Below are 15,472 nucleotides of genomic sequence, written 5' to 3'. Positions count from 1 at the left end.
TGGACCAGCGCTCACAGGCCGTCAAGTACCCTCGTGCTGCGCATTGCGCCGACCCGGGTCCACCGGGGCGCCACCCGCCGTTCCGAGGCCCGGCGTGCACCGTTCCGGAACCGGCGCCGCGCCCGCCCAGGACCGCTCGACCCCTCGACCGTTCAGCCGCTCCACCATTCCGACCGTTCCGACCGTTCCGACCGCTACGACCGCTCCGACCGGGGAGGACCCCCACGTGACAGCGCCCCGACTCCTCGACGTGGCCGCCGCCGCCGGCGTCTCCCGCGCCACCGCCTCGCGCGTCCTGGCCGGCACCCGCGCAACGTCGACCCCGACCTCGCCCGCCGCGTCGAGGAGGCCGCCCGGCGGCTCGGCTACCGCACCAACCACTCCGCGCGGGCGCTGCGCACCGGCACCACCGGCACCGTCGGCGTGGTCGTCCCCTCGCTCGCCAACCCGTACTTCGTCCAGCTCGCCGACGCCATCGCCCAGCAGGTCCGGGCGGCCGGCGGGCAGTTGGTGGTCTCCGACGCGGCGAACTCGCCGGCCATCGAGGCGGAGCAGATCGAGACCCTGCTGAGCGGACGGGTGGACGGGCTGCTGGTCGTCCCGGTCTCCGCCGCCGCCTCCGGGGTCGCCGTCCGGGCCGCCGCCGGGCGCGCCCCCGTGGTCCTGTTCGACCGCTGGGCGCACGACTCCGGCACCGTCGCCGTCACGCTCGACAACGCGGCCGCGATGCGCCTGCTCCTCGACCACCTCGACGCCCTCGGCCGCCGCCGGATCGCCCTGGTCGCCGCCGACCAGGCGTCCTCCTCCGGCGCGGAACGCCTCGCCGCCTTCACCTCCGCCCGCGGCGCCGACGCCACCACCGTCCTGCTGCCCAGCTTCACCACCGACGCCGGCCGCACCGCCGGGCGCCGCGTCGCCGAACGCCGCACCGAGATCGACGCCGTCGTCTGCGGCGCGGACGTCCTCGCCGTCGGCCTGGTCAGCACCCTCCAGCGCTCGGCGGTCTCCGTCCCCGGCGAGATCGCCGTCACCGGCTTCGACGACACCGAACTGCTCGAACTCCTCGACCCCCCGATCACCTCCATCCGCCACCCGCTCGCCGACATGGCCGAACGCGCCCTCACCCTCCTCCAGGCCCCGGCCCCCGCCCGCGCCGAGAACGTCGAACGTTTCCCCCCGCAGCTCGTCGTCCGCGCCTCCACCGACGCGGGCGCGCAGAGCTGACGGATCGTCAACTCGCCTCCGGGCGAGGGGGAGCGGCTCACCTCTCGCCCCGCCGGGCGTGCGTGCGGTCGACCGGCCGGGCGGGGCGGGGGCGCGCAGCCGTCCGCCGGGGCGGTCCCGGACCCTGATCGAGCGGCCGCCGCGGGGGTCGTCTCCGGTCAACGGCCGTGCCGCGGCGGCGAGATCGGCCATCGGCGCCCCCCGGGAGGCGGGTGCGACCGGGTTCGGGCCTGCCGCATCCTTGCATGATTTTGCTGGGGTGCGTATATTCATGCCGGGCTTCAGGAGGGAATGCCATGGTATTGCGAGTAGCCGTAGCCGGAGCGAGCGGGTACGCGGGCGGTGAGGTGCTGCGACTGCTGCAGGCGCACCCGGAGGTGGAGATCGGGGCGCTGACCGGCGGTTCCAACGCGGGCCGGCGGTTCGGCGCGCTGCAGCCGCACCTGATCGGCCTGGCCGACCGGGTGCTGGAGCCGACCGACCCGCAGACGCTGGCCGGGCACGACATCGTGTTCCTCGGCCTGCCGCACGGGCAGTCCGCGGAGATCGCCGCCCAGCTCGGCGAGGACGTCCTGGTGGTCGACCTGGGCGCCGACCACCGGCTGAAGTCGGCGGCCGACTGGGAGCAGTTCTACGGCTCCCCGCACGCCGGGACGTGGCCGTACGGCCTGCCCGAGCTGCCCGGCCACCGCGAGGCGCTGCGCGGCAGCCGGCGGATCGCCGTGCCGGGCTGCTACCCGACCGCCGTCACGCTGGCGATGTACCCGATGTTCGCCGCGGGCCTGGCCGAGCCGGAGGCGGTGATCACCGCCGCGTCCGGCACCTCCGGCGCGGGCAAGGCCGCCAAGGCGCACCTGCTGGGCAGCGAGGTGATGGGCTCGATGAGCCCGTACGGCGTCGGCGGCGGCCACCGGCACACCCCGGAGATGGCGCAGAACCTGACCCCGCTCGCGGGCGAGCCGGTCACCGTCTCCTTCACGCCCACCCTGGCGCCGATGCCGCGCGGCATCCTCGCCACCTGCTCGGCCAAGGCCAGGCCCGGCACCACCGGCGCCGAGCTGCGCGCCGCGTACGAGAAGGCGTACGGCGACGAGCCGTTCGTCCACCTGCTGCCCGAGGGCCAGTGGCCGCACACCTCGTCCGTGTACGGGTCGAACGCGGCGGTGCTACAGGTGGTGCTGGACGAGCACGCCGGGCGGATCATCGCGATCAGCGCGATCGACAACCTGGTGAAGGGCACCGCGGGCGGCGCGGTGCAGAGCATGAACATCGCCCTCGGCCTCCCCGAGGAGCTCGGCCTCCCGCTGAACGGAGTCGCACCGTGACCACCCCCCAGGACCAGAACGTCGGCGTCACCGCGGCCCGGGGCTTCCGCGCGGCGGGCGTCACCGCGGGCATCAAGGCGTCCGGCACCCCGGACCTCGCGCTGGTCGTCAACGACGGCCCGCGGCACACCGCTGCCGGCGTGTTCACCTCCAACCGGGTGCACGCCGCCCCGGTCAAGTGGTCGCGCCAGGTGCTGAACGACGGCGAGCTGGCGGCCGTGGTCCTCAACTCCGGCGGCGCCAACGCCTGCACCGGCCCCGGGGGCTTCCAGGACACCCACGCCACCGCCGAGAAGGTCGCCGCCGAACTCGGGATCGGCGCGATCGAGGTCGCGGTCTGCTCCACCGGCCTGATCGGCGTCCGGCTGCCGATGGACAGGCTGCTGCCCGGCGTCGAACTCGCCGTCGCCGCCCTGTCGGAGACCGGCGGCGAGAGCGCCGCGATCGCCATCAAGACCACCGACACCGTGCACAAGACCGCCCAGGTCACCGCCCCGGCCGGCTGGACGGTCGGCGGCATGGCCAAGGGCGCGGGCATGCTCGCCCCCGGCCTGGCCACCATGCTGGTCGTGCTCACCACCGACGCCGAGGTCGACTCCGCCGGTCTCGACGCCGCGCTGCGCGACGCCATCCGCACTACCTTCGACCGGGTCGACTCCGACGGCTGCATGTCCACCAACGACACCGTGCTGCTGCTCGCCTCCGGCGCCTCCGCGGTCGCCCCCGAGCAGGCCGAGTTCGCCGAGGCCGTGCGCACCGTCTGCGCCGACCTGGCCCGCCAGTTGATCGGCGACGCCGAGGGTGCCTCCAAGGACATCCGGATCGACGTGGTCAACGCCGCCACCGAGGAGGAGGCCGTCGACGTCGCCCGCACCGTCTCCCGCAGCAACCTGCTCAAGTGCGCCATCCACGGCGAGGACCCCAACTGGGGCCGGGTGCTGTCCGCGATCGGCACCACCTCCGCCGCCTTCGACCCCGACCGGCTGGACGTCGCCATCAACGGCGTCTGGGTCTGCCGCGACGGCGGCGTCGGAGAGGACCGCGACCTGGTCTCGATGAAGGACCGCGAGGTCGTCATCACCGCCGACCTCAAGGCCGGTCGGGCCTCGGCCAGCATCTGGACCAACGACCTGACCGCCGAGTACGTGCACGAGAACAGCGCCTACTCCAGCTGACCCACGGGGGCCGACACACCGCCATGCAGATCGCACCCAAGGGCGAACAGGCCCGCAGCAACGCCGCCCTGCCCAAGGCCCGCACCCTGATCGAGGCGCTGCCCTGGCTGGAGCGCTTCCACGGCAAGACCGTGGTCATCAAGTTCGGCGGCAACGCCATGGTCGACGAGGACCTCAAGGCCGCGTTCGCCCAGGACGTCGTCTTCCTCCGGTACGCCGGACTGCACCCCGTCGTCGTGCACGGCGGCGGCCCGCAGATCAGCGCCCAGCTGGAGAAGCTCGGCCTGGAGTCCTCCTTCACCGCCGGCCTGCGCGTCACCACCCCCGAGACCATGGACGTGGTCCGGATGGTGCTCTCCGGGCAGGTCCAGCGCGAACTGGTCGGCCTGCTCAACGCGCACGGCCCGTTCGCCGTCGGCATGACCGGCGAGGACGCCCACACCATGACCGCCGCCAAGCGCTACGCCGTGGTCGACGGCGAGCAGGTCGACATCGGCCTGGTCGGCGACATCGTCAACATCGAGGCCGGCGCGGTGAAGGCGCTGATCGCCGACGGCCGCATCCCGGTGATCTCCTCGATCGCCCGCGGCACCGACGGCCACGTCTACAACATCAACGCCGACACCGCCGCCGCCGCCATGGCGGTCGCGCTCGGCGCCGAGATGCTGGTCGTGCTCACCGACGTCGAGGGCCTGTACAAGGACTGGCCCGACTCCGACGACGTGATCAGCCAGCTGACCGCCGGCGAGTTGGAGGAGATGCTCCCCACCCTGGCCACCGGCATGCTCCCCAAGATGGAGGGCTGCCTGCGCGCCGTCCGCTCCGGCGTGGGCACCGCCCGCGTCCTGGACGGCCGCGTCCAGCACAGCCTGCTGCTGGAGATCTTCACCGACGAGGGCATCGGCACCATGGTCGTGCCGGACGACGAGAGCACCGTACTGGGGGGACTGGCATGAGCAGCAACGACGCCATCATCGAGCGCTACCGGCACGCCCTGATGAACAACTACGGCACCCCGCGCATCCCGCTGGTGCGCGGCGAGGGCCCGCTGCTGTGGGACGCCGACGGCAAGCGCTACCTCGACCTGGTCGGCGGCATCGCCGTCAACGCGCTGGGCACCGCCCACCCGGCGGTCGTCGAGGCGGTGACCGGGCAGATCACCACCCTGGGCCACGTCTCCAACCTGTTCACGGCCGAGCCGACCATCCGGCTGGCCGAGAAGCTGATCGAGCTGGACGGCCGCCCGGGCCGGGTGTTCTTCTGCAACTCCGGCACCGAGGCCAACGAGGCCGCCTTCAAGATCTCCCGGCTGACCGGCCGCACCCACCTGGTCTCGCTCCAGGGCGCCTTCCACGGCCGCACCATGGGCGCCCTCGCGCTCACCGCCCAGCCCGGCAAGCAGGACCCGTTCCGGCCGCTGCCCGGCGACGTCACGCACGTCCCGCTCGGCGACGTCGAGGCCCTGCGCGCGGCCGTCACCACCGACACCGCCGCGGTCTTCCTGGAGCCGATCCAGGGCGAGAACGGCGCCATCCCGCTCCCCGAGGGCTACCTGCGGGCGGCCCGCGAGATCACCCGCGCCACCGGCACCCTGCTGGTCCTGGACGAGATCCAGACCGGCATCGGCCGCACCGGCCACTGGTACGCCCACCAGGCGACCGAGGGCGTCGACCCCGACCTCGTCACCCTCGCCAAGGGCCTCGGCGGCGGCCTGCCGATCGGCGCCGTGCTCGCCTTCGGCCCGGCCGCCGACCTGCTCGGCCCCGGCCACCACGGCACCACCTTCGGCGGCAACCCGGTGGTCGCCGCGGCCGGCCTCGCCGTCCTGGACACCATCGAGCGGCAGGGCCTGCTGGAGCACGCCGCCAAGCTCGGCGAGCGGCTGCGCACCGGGATCGAGGCGATCGGCGACCCGCTGGTCGACCACGTCCGGGGCAAGGGCCTGCTGCTGGGCATCGTGCTGACCGCGCCGGTGGCCGGGAAGGTCCAGGCCGCCGCCCAGGAGGCCGGCTTCCTGGTCAACGCCGCCACCGCGGACGCCGTCCGGCTGGTCCCGCCGCTGGTGCTCACCGAGGAGCAAGCCGACACCTTCCTCGCCGCGCTGCCCGAGATCCTCCGGACGGTCCGCGAAGCCGCCCCCGACGCGAACAGCTGAGCGTCTTTCAGGAGAATCATCAGTTATGACCGAACCCCGCTCCGAGCCCGCGACCCCCGCCACCGGCCCCACGCCGCAGGTCCCGCAGACCCGCACCGCGCGCCACCGGCGGATCGTGGACCTGCTGACCCGTCAGCCCGTCCGCTCGCAGAGCCAGCTCGCCAAGCTGCTCGCCGACGACGGACTCGTGGTCACCCAGGCCACCCTCTCCCGGGACCTGGACGAGCTCGGCGCGGTGAAGATCCGCAACCGGGACGGCGCGCTCATCTACGCCGTCCCGGCCGAGGGCGGGGACCGCACCCCGCGCGCCCCGATGGGCGAGTCCGCCAGCGAGGCCCGGATGGCCCGGCTGGCGGGCGAGCTGATGGTCTCCGCCACCGCCTCCGGCAACCTGGTGGTGCTGCGCACCCCGCCGGGCGCGGCCCAGTTCCTGGCCTCCGCGATCGACACCGCGGAGGTGTTCGAGATCCTCGGCACCATCGCCGGGGACGACACCGTGCTGCTGATCAGCCGCGACGCGGCCGGCGGGCAGGCGCTCGCCGACCACCTGATGCAACTCGCCCAGGCCAAGTCGCAGTAGTTCCGAGGCGTTCCACACGCGCTGTGCGGTACTGGTTTGTGAACTCATACGCGGTGGTGCATACTTATGCCTAACGCCGCATGGAACCTGTGTTGTGAATGGAGATAGCCGTGACCGATCGCGTCGTACTCGCCTACTCGGGCGGTCTGGACACGTCCGTCTGCATCGGCTGGATCGCCGAGGAGACCGGCGCCGAGGTCATCGCCGTCGCCGTCGACGTCGGCCAGGGCGGCGAGGACCTGGAGGTCATCCGCCAGCGCGCGCTCGACTGCGGCGCCGTCGAGGCCGAGGTCGCCGACGCCCGCGACGAGTTCGCCGACGAGTACTGCCTGCCGGCCCTCAAGGCCAACGCGCTGTACCAGGGCCAGTACCCGCTGGTCTCCGCGCTCTCCCGCCCGGTGATCGTCAAGCACCTGGTCGCCGCCGCGCAGAAGCACGGCGCCACCACCGTCGCCCACGGCTGCACCGGCAAGGGCAACGACCAGGTCCGCTTCGAGGTCGGCATCCAGTCGCTGGCCCCGAGCCTGAAGTGCATCGCCCCGGTCCGCGACTACGCGATGACCCGCGACAAGGCGATCGCCTTCGCCGAGGCCAAGAACCTCCCGATCGTCACCACCAAGAAGAACCCGTACTCGATCGACCAGAACGTCTTCGGCCGCGCCGTCGAGACCGGCTTCCTGGAAGACATCTGGAACGCCCCGATCGAGGACGTCTACGAGTACACCCAGGACCCGGCCGCCCCGCGCGAGGCCGACGAGGTCGTCATCACTTTCGAGGCCGGCGTCCCGGTCGCGATCGACGGCCGCAAGGTCACCGTCCTCCAGGCCATCGAGGAGCTCAACAAGCGGGCCGGCGCCCAGGGCATCGGCCGCCTCGACATGGTCGAGGACCGCCTGGTCGGCATCAAGTCCCGCGAGATCTACGAGGCCCCCGGCGCGATCGCCCTGATCACCGCCCACCAGGCCCTGGAGAACGTCACCGTCGAGCGCGAGCTGGCCCGCTACAAGCGGCAGGTCGAGCAGCGCTGGGCCGAGCTGGTCTACGACGGCCTCTGGTTCTCCCCACTCAAGCGCGCCCTGGACGGCTTCGTCAACGAGGCCAACCAGCACGTCTCCGGCGAGATCCGGATGGTCCTGCACGGCGGCCGCGCCGTGGTCAACGGCCGCAAGTCGGACCGGTCGCTGTACGACTTCAACCTCGCCACCTACGACACCGGCGACACCTTCGACCAGTCCATGTCCAAGGGCTTCATCGAGATCTTCGGCATGTCCTCGAAGATCGCCGCCCGCCGCGACCTGGCCTGACCCACCACCGGTAGCGCTGCCCCGGCACCCCGTCGACGCACGGGTGGCCGGGGCGGTGCCGCACCCAGACCTGCTGTGCCACACCCGAAGGAGCCCACGCGATGACCGCCGACCAGCCCGCAGACGTCCGCCTCTGGGGCGCGCGCTTCGCCGACGGCCCCTCCGAGGCCCTGGCCAAGCTCTCCGCCTCCGTCCACTTCGACTGGCGGCTCGCCCCCTACGACATCGCCGGCTCCAAGGCGCACGCCCGGGTCCTGCACGGGGCCGGGCTGCTCAGCGCGGCCGAACTCGACGCCATGCTGGCCGGGTTGGACCAGCTGCTGGCCGACGTCGAGTCCGGCGCGTTCGTGGGCACCGTCGCCGACGAGGACGTCCACACCGCCCTGGAGCGCGGCCTGCTGGAGCGCCTCGGCCCCGACCTCGGCGGCAAGCTGCGCGCCGGGCGCTCGCGCAACGACCAGATCGCCACCCTGTTCCGGATGTACCTGCGCGACCACGGCAAGATCATCGGGGCGCTGGTCCTCGACCTCCAGCACGCCCTGGTCGGCCTCGCCGAGGCCCACCCCGCCACCGCGATGCCCGGCCGCACCCACCTCCAGCACGCCCAGCCGGTGCTGTTCGCCCACCACGTCCTCGCCCACGTCCAGGCCCTCGGCCGGGACGCCGAGCGGCTGCGCCAGTGGGACGCCCGCACCGCCGTCTCGCCGTACGGCTCCGGCGCGCTGGCCGGCTCCTCGCTCGGCCTCGACCCGGAGGCCGTCGCCGCCGAACTCGGCTTCGAGCGCGGCTCGGTGGGCAACTCGATCGACGGCACCGCCTCGCGCGACTTCGTCGCCGAGTTCGCCTTCGTCACCGCGATGATCGGCATCAACCTCTCGCGGATCGCGGAGGAGATCATCATCTGGAACACCAAGGAGTTCGGCTTCATCACGCTGCACGACGCCTTCTCCACCGGGTCGTCGATCATGCCGCAGAAGAAGAACCCCGACATCGCCGAGCTCGCCCGCGGCAAGTCCGGCCGCCTGATCGGCAACCTGACCGGCCTGCTGGCCACCCTCAAGGCGCTGCCGCTCGCCTACAACCGCGACCTCCAGGAGGACAAGGAGCCGGTCTTCGACTCCTGCGACACCCTGGAGGTCCTGCTGCCCGCCTTCACCGGCATGATCGCCACCCTGACGGTGCACCGCGAGCGGCTGGAGGAGCTGGCCCCGGCCGGCTTCTCGCTCGCCACCGACATCGCCGAGTGGCTGGTCAGGCAGGGCGTCCCGTTCCGGGTCGCGCACGAGGTGGCCGGCGCCTGCGTCAAGGTCTGCGAGGCCGAGGGCATCGAGCTCTCCGACCTGACGGACGCCCAGTTCGCCGCGATCTCCCCGCACCTCACCCCCGAGGTCCGCACCGTCCTCTCGGTCCACGGCGCGATCGCCTCCCGCAACGGCCGCGGCGGCACCGCCCCGTCGGCCGTCGCCGTCCAGCTCGCCGAGATCAAGGAGGACCTCGCCGCCCAGCAGTCCTGGCTGGGCTGAGAGGTCTCCGGCAGGCGCCCGCCCGGGGGAGCGGCGGAACGGCTTCGGGCCCGCCGTTCCCCGGGCCCCCGGCCGCCTCCCGGCCTACCCTGGAGCCATGGCCACAGCAGCCATGGCGCTCGCCGAGGGGTTCCGGGGCGAGATCGTGGTGCCCGGGGACGCCGGGTACGACGAGGCGCGGACGGTGTGGAACGCGGCGGTGGACCGGCGGCCCGGGCTGATCGCCCGGTGCAGCGGCGTCGCCGACGTGCTCCAGGCCGTCGCGGTGGCCCGGGAGCACGGCCTGCCTGCCGCCGTGCGGGGCGCCGGGCACAGCCTGGCGGGCCTGGGCACCTGCGACGGCGGCATGCTGATCGACCTGTCCCGGCTGACCGGCGTCCGGGTGGACCCGGCCCGGCGGCTCGCCCGGGCGCAGCCGGGGGTGACCTGGGGGGCGTTCGACCACGAGACGCAGGCGTTCGACCTGGCGACCACGGGCGCGCCGTACTCGGCGGCGGGCATCGCGGGGACGACGCTCGGCGGGGGAGTCGGCTGGCTGGCCCGGGCGTACGGGCTGACCTGCGACAACCTGGTGGAGGCGGACGTGGTGACCGCCGAGGGGCGGCTGCTGACGGCGAGCGCGGCGGCGCACCCGGAGCTGTTCGCGGGGCTGCGCGGGGGCGGCGGCAACTTCGGGGTGGTGACCTCCTTCACGTACCGGCTGCACCGGGTGGGGCCGCACCTGCTGTGCGGGGCGGTGTACGTGCCGGTGGAACTGCTGGCGCCGACCCTCGCCGCGGTGCGGGACTTCACGGCGGACGCCCCGGACGGCCTGACCGTGATGGTGGAGTTCGGGCGCCCGCGCGGGATGCCGCAGCTGCCGGACCGGACGGTGCTGCGGATCGGCCTGTGCTGGTCGGGCCGGGCCGACCGGGGACGGGAGGCGGTGGCGCCGCTGCGCGCCCTGCCGGGGGTGGTCGCGGACACCGTGCAGACCCGGCCGTACCCGCTGTGGCAGCGGATGCTGGACGCCGGCCTGGGCCCGGGGGCGGGCAACGTGGGGCGCTCGGAGTTCCTGTCGGTGCTGGACGCGGCGGCGATCGACCGGCTGGCCGAGCAGGTCGACGCGCTGCCGGGCCCGTCGGCCCGGGTGCAGCTGGCGTTCCTGGGCGGCGCGGTGGCCCGGGTGGGGCCGGAGGACACCGCGTACACGTACCGGACGGCGCCGTACCTGCTGAGCGCGGTGGCGCGCTGGACCGACGGCCCGGCGGAGCCGCACGCGGCGTGGGTCCGGCGGTGCTGGGAGGCGATGCGGCCGTTCTCCTCGGGCGGCGCGTACGTGAACCTGATGGGCGCCGAGGGGCAGGGCCGGGTGGTGGAGGCGTACGGGCTGGCGAAGTACGAGCGGCTGGTGACGCTGAAGGAGCGGTACGACCCGGCGAACCTGTTCCGGGTCAACCGGAACATCCGGCCGAACGGGTGACGCGGGGGCGCCCGGGCGGGCGTGACGCTCGCCACGTCGGGCGTCGGGAAGGTTGAGAGCAGCGGTCGTCTGGGTAGAGCGGTGGCGAACGTCTCTCTTGACGGTCGCCCGACTCCCCGGATACTGAGCGTGAGCGTGTCAGTTCCGGCTGTCCGGGCCACCGTCCGGCGGGGCGCGTCGCGCTTTCCCCGGGCCGGGCAGATCCCCGTCCGGGCACACCTCGGACAGGAACCGGTGCCGGACCCTCACTCGCACGCGCCGGGCACTTAACGATGGAGGCCCCCGCACATGGGCATGAGTGTGATCATCGCAGCGGCACGACCGGAGGAGGCGGAGCAGATCCTCAAGCTCCAGTACCTCGGTTATCAGAGCGAGGCGGAGCTGTACGGCGACTGGACGCTGGAGCCGCTGACCCAGACCCTGGAGAGCCTCCAGGCCGAGATGTCCGAGCACCGGGTGCTGGTGGCCCGGCTCGGCGACGAGGTGGTGGGCAGCGTCCGCGGCTGGGTGGACGCCCAGGGCGTCGGCCGGATCGGCCGGCTGGTGGTGCACCCGCGGATGCAGCGGCACGGCCTGGGCCGCCGCCTGCTGGAGGGGCTGGAGGCGCAGCTCGCCGAGGACGGCGCGACCGGCGGCTTCGAGCTGTTCACCGGCCACCGCAGCCTGGGCAACCTGCGGCTGTACCGCCGGCTCGGCTACCGCGAGACCGAGGTGCGCGAGGTGTCCCGCCGGCTGTCGATCGTGACCCTGGCCAAGCCGGTGGCGACCAGCCTGGCCGCCTGAGCCGCGCGGCACCCCGGCCCGGCCCGACGCGGCGCCCGACCCGAACGAGGGGTCGGGCGCCGCAGTGCTTGCGCCGCAAGGGTCGTGTCCGCAATGCGGACAATAGGTCCTGAAATCTGGGACACGGACCATATGTCTGATTTACTGGGTTCCATGACCACGACGACGACATGCATCCCCACCGGCGCGACGCCGGCAGGTGAGTCGCGCATGTGCGGCCGTCGAATGTGTCGCCGCTGAGGGCCACCGCCCGGCGCCCGCTGACCCCCCGTCCGCTGATGACTCGTTAGGGCCACGCCCACGGGCGGCCCGCCCGATCGGCGGACATGATCGGAACGAAGCCGGCAGCCACTCTTCCCGGGCACCCGCGTGCCCATCCCGCCATCGGCGCGGACGCCCCCACGGCCGTCCGCCGACCGTCCGCCGACGAACAACGGAAGCAGCTGTGATCACCACCGAGGGCCTGACCAAGGTCTACCGCTCCGGCGGCCGCGAGGTCCGGGCACTGGACGACGTCGACCTGCACGTGCGGCAGGGCGAGGTGTTCGGCGTCGTCGGCACCAGCGGCGCCGGCAAGTCCACCCTGATCCGGTGCGTCAACCTGCTGGAGCGGCCCAGCTCCGGCACCGTCACCGTCGACGGCGTGGAGCTGACCGCGCTCTCCGGCGGCCGGGAGCGCGCCGGGCGCGAGCTGCGGGAGGCCCGGCAGCGGATCGGCATGGTCTTCCAGCACTTCAACCTGCTCTCCTCGCGCACCGTCCAGCAGAACGTCGAACTCCCGCTGGAGATCATCGGCCTGGACCGGCGCGAGCGCCGCCGCAAGGCCGCCGAACTGCTCGACCTGGTCGGCCTCGCCGACAAGGCCCGCCAGTACCCCGCCCAGCTCTCCGGCGGCCAGAAGCAGCGCGTCGGCATCGCCCGCGCCCTGGCCGGCGACCCCAAGGTGCTGCTCTCCGACGAGGCCACCAGCGCCCTCGACCCGGAGACCACCCGCTCGATCCTCAAGCTGCTGCGCGAGCTCAACCAGCAGCTCGGCCTGACCGTCCTGCTGATCACCCACGAGATGGACGTCATCAAGTCGGTCTGCGACTCCGCCGCCCTGATGCGCGGCGGCCGGGTCGTCGAGAGCGGCCGGCTCACCGACCTGCTCGCCGACGGCCACTCCCGGATCGCCCGCGACCTCTTCCCGCTCGGCGACTACGGCACCCGGGCCGCGGCCTCGGAGGCGGGGTCGCGCACCGTCCTGGAGATCACCTTCCAGGGCGACGCGCCCGCCCAGCCGTTCGTCTCCCAGCTGGCCCGCACCTACCAGATCGACATCAGCATCCTCGGCGCGGCCGTCGAGACCATCGCCGGCCGCCTGGTCGGCCGGATGCGGGTCGAACTGCCCGGCAGCCACACCGACAACGTGGTGCCGATCGGCTACCTGCGCCAACAGGGACTCCAGGTGGACGTCCTCGACCTGTCGAACGGAGCGGCGGCATGACCTGGGACCAGATGCAGGAACTGATGTGGCCCGCCACCTGGGAGACCTTCGGCATGGTCGGCATCGCCGGGCTCGCCAGCCTGCTGATCGGCCTGCCGATCGGGCTGCTGCTGGTGCTCACCGACAAGGGCGGCCTGCTGCAGAACCTGGCCGTCAGCCGGGTGCTCGGCGCGGTCGTCAACGTCGGGCGCTCCATCCCGTTCGTCATCCTGATCGTCGCGGTGATCCCGCTCACCCGGGCGATCGCGGGCACCACGCTCGGCTGGCAGGCCGCCAGCGTCCCGCTCGCGATCGGCGCGATCCCGTTCTTCGCCCGGCTGGTGGAGACCTCCGTCCGCGAGGTGGACGGCGGGCTGGTCGAGGCGCTCAAGTCGATGGGCGCCGGCACCGGCTCCATCGTCCGCAAGACCCTGCTGCCCGAGGCGCTGCCCGCGCTGGTCGCCTCCGCCACCACCACGGTGATCGCGCTGATCGGCTACTCCGCGATGGCCGGCGCGGTCGGCGGCGGCGGCCTCGGCGACCTCGCCATCCGCTACGGCTACCAGCGCTTCGAGACCACCTTCATGTGGGTCATCGTCGCCGAACTCGTGGTCATCGTCACCGTGATCCAGCTGCTCGGCGACCTCGCCGCCCGCCGGCTCTCGCACCGCGGCGACTACCGCAGCCCGCTCGGCTTCTTCCGCTCCGCCAGCGCCGGGCCGAAGGACACCGAGGAAGACCTGCTCTCCTCGCACTGACTTCCCGCCCTCGCCAGAGCCGAGGGACGGGACCCCGGCCCCACCAGGGCCGTTCGCATCCCGCAGAAAGGCACTTTTCGTGCGTAACGTCCTGAAGACCACCGCCCTGACCGCCACCGCCGCCGGCCTCGCGCTCACCCTGGCCGCCTGCTCCTCGGACTCCTCCGGCGCCTCCGCCGACCCGAACAAGCCCCTGGTGGTCGCCGCCAGCCCCACCCCGCACGCGCAGATCCTCAAGTTCGTGCAGGACAACCTGGCGGCCAAGGCCGGGCTCAAGCTGGACATCAAGGAGGTCAGCGACTACGTGACCCCCAACACCTCGGTCCAGGACGGCTCCGCGGACGCGAACTACTTCCAGCACCAGCCCTACCTCGACGACTTCAACAAGAAGAACGGCACGGACGTCGTTTCGGTCGAGACCGTCCACCTGGAGCCGCTCGGCGTCTACTCCAAGAAGGTCAAGAGCATCACCGAGCTCAAGGACGGCGCCCAGGTCGCCGTCCCCAGCGACGCCACCAACGAGGGCCGGGCGCTCAAGCTGCTCGCCGACAACAACGTCATCACCCTCAAGGACGGCGCCGGCACCACCGCCACCGTCCAGGACGTCACCGGCAACCCGAAGAACCTCAAGTTCAAGGAGCTGGAGGCGGCCCAGCTGCCGCGCTCCCTCGACGACGTCGACGCCGCCGTCATCAACGGCAACTACGCGCTGGGCGCCAACCTCAAGCCCGCCACCGACGCGCTGGTGCTGGAGAAGGCCGAGGGCAACCCCTACGCCAACATCCTCGCCGTCAAGAAGGGCCACGAGAGCGACCCGCGGGTCCAGAAGCTCGCCGAGCTGCTGCACTCCGACGAGGTGAAGAAGTACATCGACGACAACTTCCAGGGCGCCGTCATCCCGGCGTTCTGACCCCCCGTCCGACCCCGCCCGGCCCCGCCGGACCTCCCCGCGGTGCCCCCGGCCTCCCCGCCGGGGGCACCGTGCTGACGAGCCGTGAGGTGCGGAGCGGGTACGCTGGCACGCCCGACGAAGGGGCGGGGCGTACGGTGTGTCCACGACCCGGCGAGGAGAGACGGCATGGTTGCGAACTTCCCCGAGACAGCCATCAGCACCGAACGGCTGCTGCTGCGCGCCCTTGAGGACCAGGACGCCCCCGCACTGGCCGCCATGCTCGACGACGAACTCGTCCAGACCTGGACCGGACACCCCCGCCCCTACCGCGAGTCCGACGCGCACGAGCTGATCGTCCGTCAGGCCCCCGAACGGCGCGCCCGGGGGCGCGGAATCGTTTTCGCCGTCACCGAGCACCTCACCCAGCGGCTGGTCGGCCTGCTCGAACTCGACCGCACCGACTGGCACCTGCGCGCCACCGAGGCCCGCTTCGTCACCGCCCCCTGGGCCCGCGGCGAGGGCTACGCGCCCGAGGCCGTCCTCGGCACCGCCCAGTGGCTGTTCGAGGACCGCGGCTTCCAGCGCCTCGAACTGCGCACCGCCGCCGGCAACACCGCCGCCCAGCAGGTCGCCCAGAAGACCGGCGCGATCAGCGAGGGCGTGCTGCGCAACGCGGCGATAGTCCGCGGCGGGGAGTGGGGCCCGGGCCCCGAGGAGCACACCGACCTGATCGTGTGGAGCCTGCTCCCCGAGGACCTCGACCCGCCCGAACCCGTCCACCCCGACGACCGCCACCACGCCCTGCGCCGCTGAGACCCGGCCGCCG

The 15,472-nt window shown here is 73.1% G+C and carries 14 protein-coding genes; all 14 read left to right on the top strand.

The genetic code is table 11. The features are described from left to right. Positions 1-33 precede the first annotated feature (33 nt). The 14 genes from QMQ26_RS06940 to QMQ26_RS06875 all read left to right on the top strand — a co-directional run bounded on the left by QMQ26_RS06940 (position 34) and on the right by QMQ26_RS06875 (position 15,459). The gene (locus QMQ26_RS06940; RefSeq protein WP_282205106.1) at positions 34-1,224 is read left to right on the top strand and encodes a LacI family DNA-binding transcriptional regulator; all 1,191 of its coding nucleotides are present in this window, start codon (positions 34-36) and stop codon (positions 1,222-1,224) included. A 296-nt stretch (positions 1,225-1,520) separates the two neighbouring features. Beyond that, on the top strand, positions 1,521-2,549 hold the full coding sequence (argC, locus tag QMQ26_RS06935) for an N-acetyl-gamma-glutamyl-phosphate reductase (protein WP_282205105.1): 1,029 nt from the start codon (positions 1,521-1,523) through the stop codon (positions 2,547-2,549). Next, entirely contained in the window at positions 2,546-3,724 is a 1,179-nt protein-coding gene (gene argJ / locus QMQ26_RS06930; protein ID WP_282205104.1) for a bifunctional glutamate N-acetyltransferase/amino-acid acetyltransferase ArgJ, read from the top strand. The genes argC and argJ overlap by 4 nt, the downstream gene beginning before the upstream one ends. A 23-nt stretch (positions 3,725-3,747) precedes the next feature. Continuing rightward, positions 3,748-4,680 (top strand): acetylglutamate kinase, encoded by a 933-nt coding sequence (gene argB / locus QMQ26_RS06925; RefSeq protein WP_100835325.1) that lies wholly within the window; start codon positions 3,748-3,750, stop codon positions 4,678-4,680. Next, positions 4,677-5,879 carry an acetylornithine transaminase gene (locus QMQ26_RS06920; protein ID WP_100835324.1) on the top strand — a complete coding sequence of 401 codons (1,203 nt, stop codon included), beginning with the start codon at positions 4,677-4,679 and terminating at the stop codon, positions 5,877-5,879. Before argB ends, QMQ26_RS06920 begins: the two co-directional genes overlap by 4 nt. A 25-nt stretch (positions 5,880-5,904) precedes the next feature. Beyond that, positions 5,905-6,459, top strand: a complete 555-nt coding sequence (locus tag QMQ26_RS06915; RefSeq protein ID WP_282205103.1) for an arginine repressor — start codon at positions 5,905-5,907, stop codon at positions 6,457-6,459. A 110-nt stretch (positions 6,460-6,569) separates the two neighbouring features. Beyond that, positions 6,570-7,763: an argininosuccinate synthase gene (locus QMQ26_RS06910; RefSeq protein WP_100835322.1), complete on the top strand. Its 1,194-nt coding sequence runs from the start codon at positions 6,570-6,572 to the stop codon at positions 7,761-7,763. Positions 7,764-7,864: 101 nt separating this feature from the next. Further along, entirely contained in the window at positions 7,865-9,286 is a 1,422-nt protein-coding gene (gene argH, locus QMQ26_RS06905; protein WP_100835321.1) for an argininosuccinate lyase, read from the top strand. 97 nt (positions 9,287-9,383) lie between these two features. Beyond that, entirely contained in the window at positions 9,384-10,748 is a 1,365-nt protein-coding gene (locus QMQ26_RS06900) for an FAD-binding oxidoreductase (RefSeq protein ID WP_282205102.1), read from the top strand. Between the two features lie 288 nt (positions 10,749-11,036). After that, on the top strand, positions 11,037-11,531 hold the full coding sequence (locus QMQ26_RS06895) for a GNAT family N-acetyltransferase (RefSeq protein ID WP_282205101.1): 495 nt from the start codon (positions 11,037-11,039) through the stop codon (positions 11,529-11,531). Positions 11,532-11,976: 445 nt separating this feature from the next. Continuing rightward, a complete protein-coding gene (locus QMQ26_RS06890; protein ID WP_100835318.1) occupies positions 11,977-13,017 on the top strand; it encodes a methionine ABC transporter ATP-binding protein in 1,041 nt (346 codons plus the stop codon). Next, the gene (locus tag QMQ26_RS06885; RefSeq protein WP_100835317.1) at positions 13,014-13,754 is read left to right on the top strand and encodes a methionine ABC transporter permease; all 741 of its coding nucleotides are present in this window, start codon (positions 13,014-13,016) and stop codon (positions 13,752-13,754) included. The genes QMQ26_RS06890 and QMQ26_RS06885 overlap by 4 nt, the downstream gene beginning before the upstream one ends. A 79-nt stretch (positions 13,755-13,833) precedes the next feature. Then, on the top strand, positions 13,834-14,664 hold the full coding sequence (locus QMQ26_RS06880) for a MetQ/NlpA family ABC transporter substrate-binding protein (RefSeq protein WP_282205100.1): 831 nt from the start codon (positions 13,834-13,836) through the stop codon (positions 14,662-14,664). 168 nt (positions 14,665-14,832) lie between these two features. Beyond that, complete coding sequence (locus QMQ26_RS06875; RefSeq protein WP_282205099.1) at positions 14,833-15,459, top strand: GNAT family N-acetyltransferase; 627 nt, start codon at positions 14,833-14,835, stop codon at positions 15,457-15,459. Positions 15,460-15,472 lie beyond the last annotated feature (13 nt).

Origin of the sequence: Kitasatospora fiedleri, from assembly GCF_948472415.1 — a bacterium.
In the GTDB taxonomy this organism is placed as follows: domain Bacteria; phylum Actinomycetota; class Actinomycetes; order Streptomycetales; family Streptomycetaceae; genus Kitasatospora; species Kitasatospora fiedleri.
Note: the sequence above shows the minus strand (reverse complement) of the source record. Positions and strands in the feature narration are given on the sequence as shown.

Coding starts and splice junctions, on each gene's coding strand:
- QMQ26_RS06915 (WP_282205103.1), top strand. CDS start 5,905: ATGACCGAACCCCGCTCCGAGCCCGCGACCCCCGCCACCGGCCCCACG.
- argB (WP_100835325.1), top strand. CDS start 3,748: ATGCAGATCGCACCCAAGGGCGAACAGGCCCGCAGCAACGCCGCCCTG.
- QMQ26_RS06875 (WP_282205099.1), top strand. CDS start 14,833: ATGGTTGCGAACTTCCCCGAGACAGCCATCAGCACCGAACGGCTGCTG.
- QMQ26_RS06885 (WP_100835317.1), top strand. CDS start 13,014: ATGACCTGGGACCAGATGCAGGAACTGATGTGGCCCGCCACCTGGGAG.
- QMQ26_RS06900 (WP_282205102.1), top strand. CDS start 9,384: ATGGCCACAGCAGCCATGGCGCTCGCCGAGGGGTTCCGGGGCGAGATC.
- QMQ26_RS06895 (WP_282205101.1), top strand. CDS start 11,037: ATGGGCATGAGTGTGATCATCGCAGCGGCACGACCGGAGGAGGCGGAG.
- argC (WP_282205105.1), top strand. CDS start 1,521: ATGGTATTGCGAGTAGCCGTAGCCGGAGCGAGCGGGTACGCGGGCGGT.
- argH (WP_100835321.1), top strand. CDS start 7,865: ATGACCGCCGACCAGCCCGCAGACGTCCGCCTCTGGGGCGCGCGCTTC.
- QMQ26_RS06920 (WP_100835324.1), top strand. CDS start 4,677: ATGAGCAGCAACGACGCCATCATCGAGCGCTACCGGCACGCCCTGATG.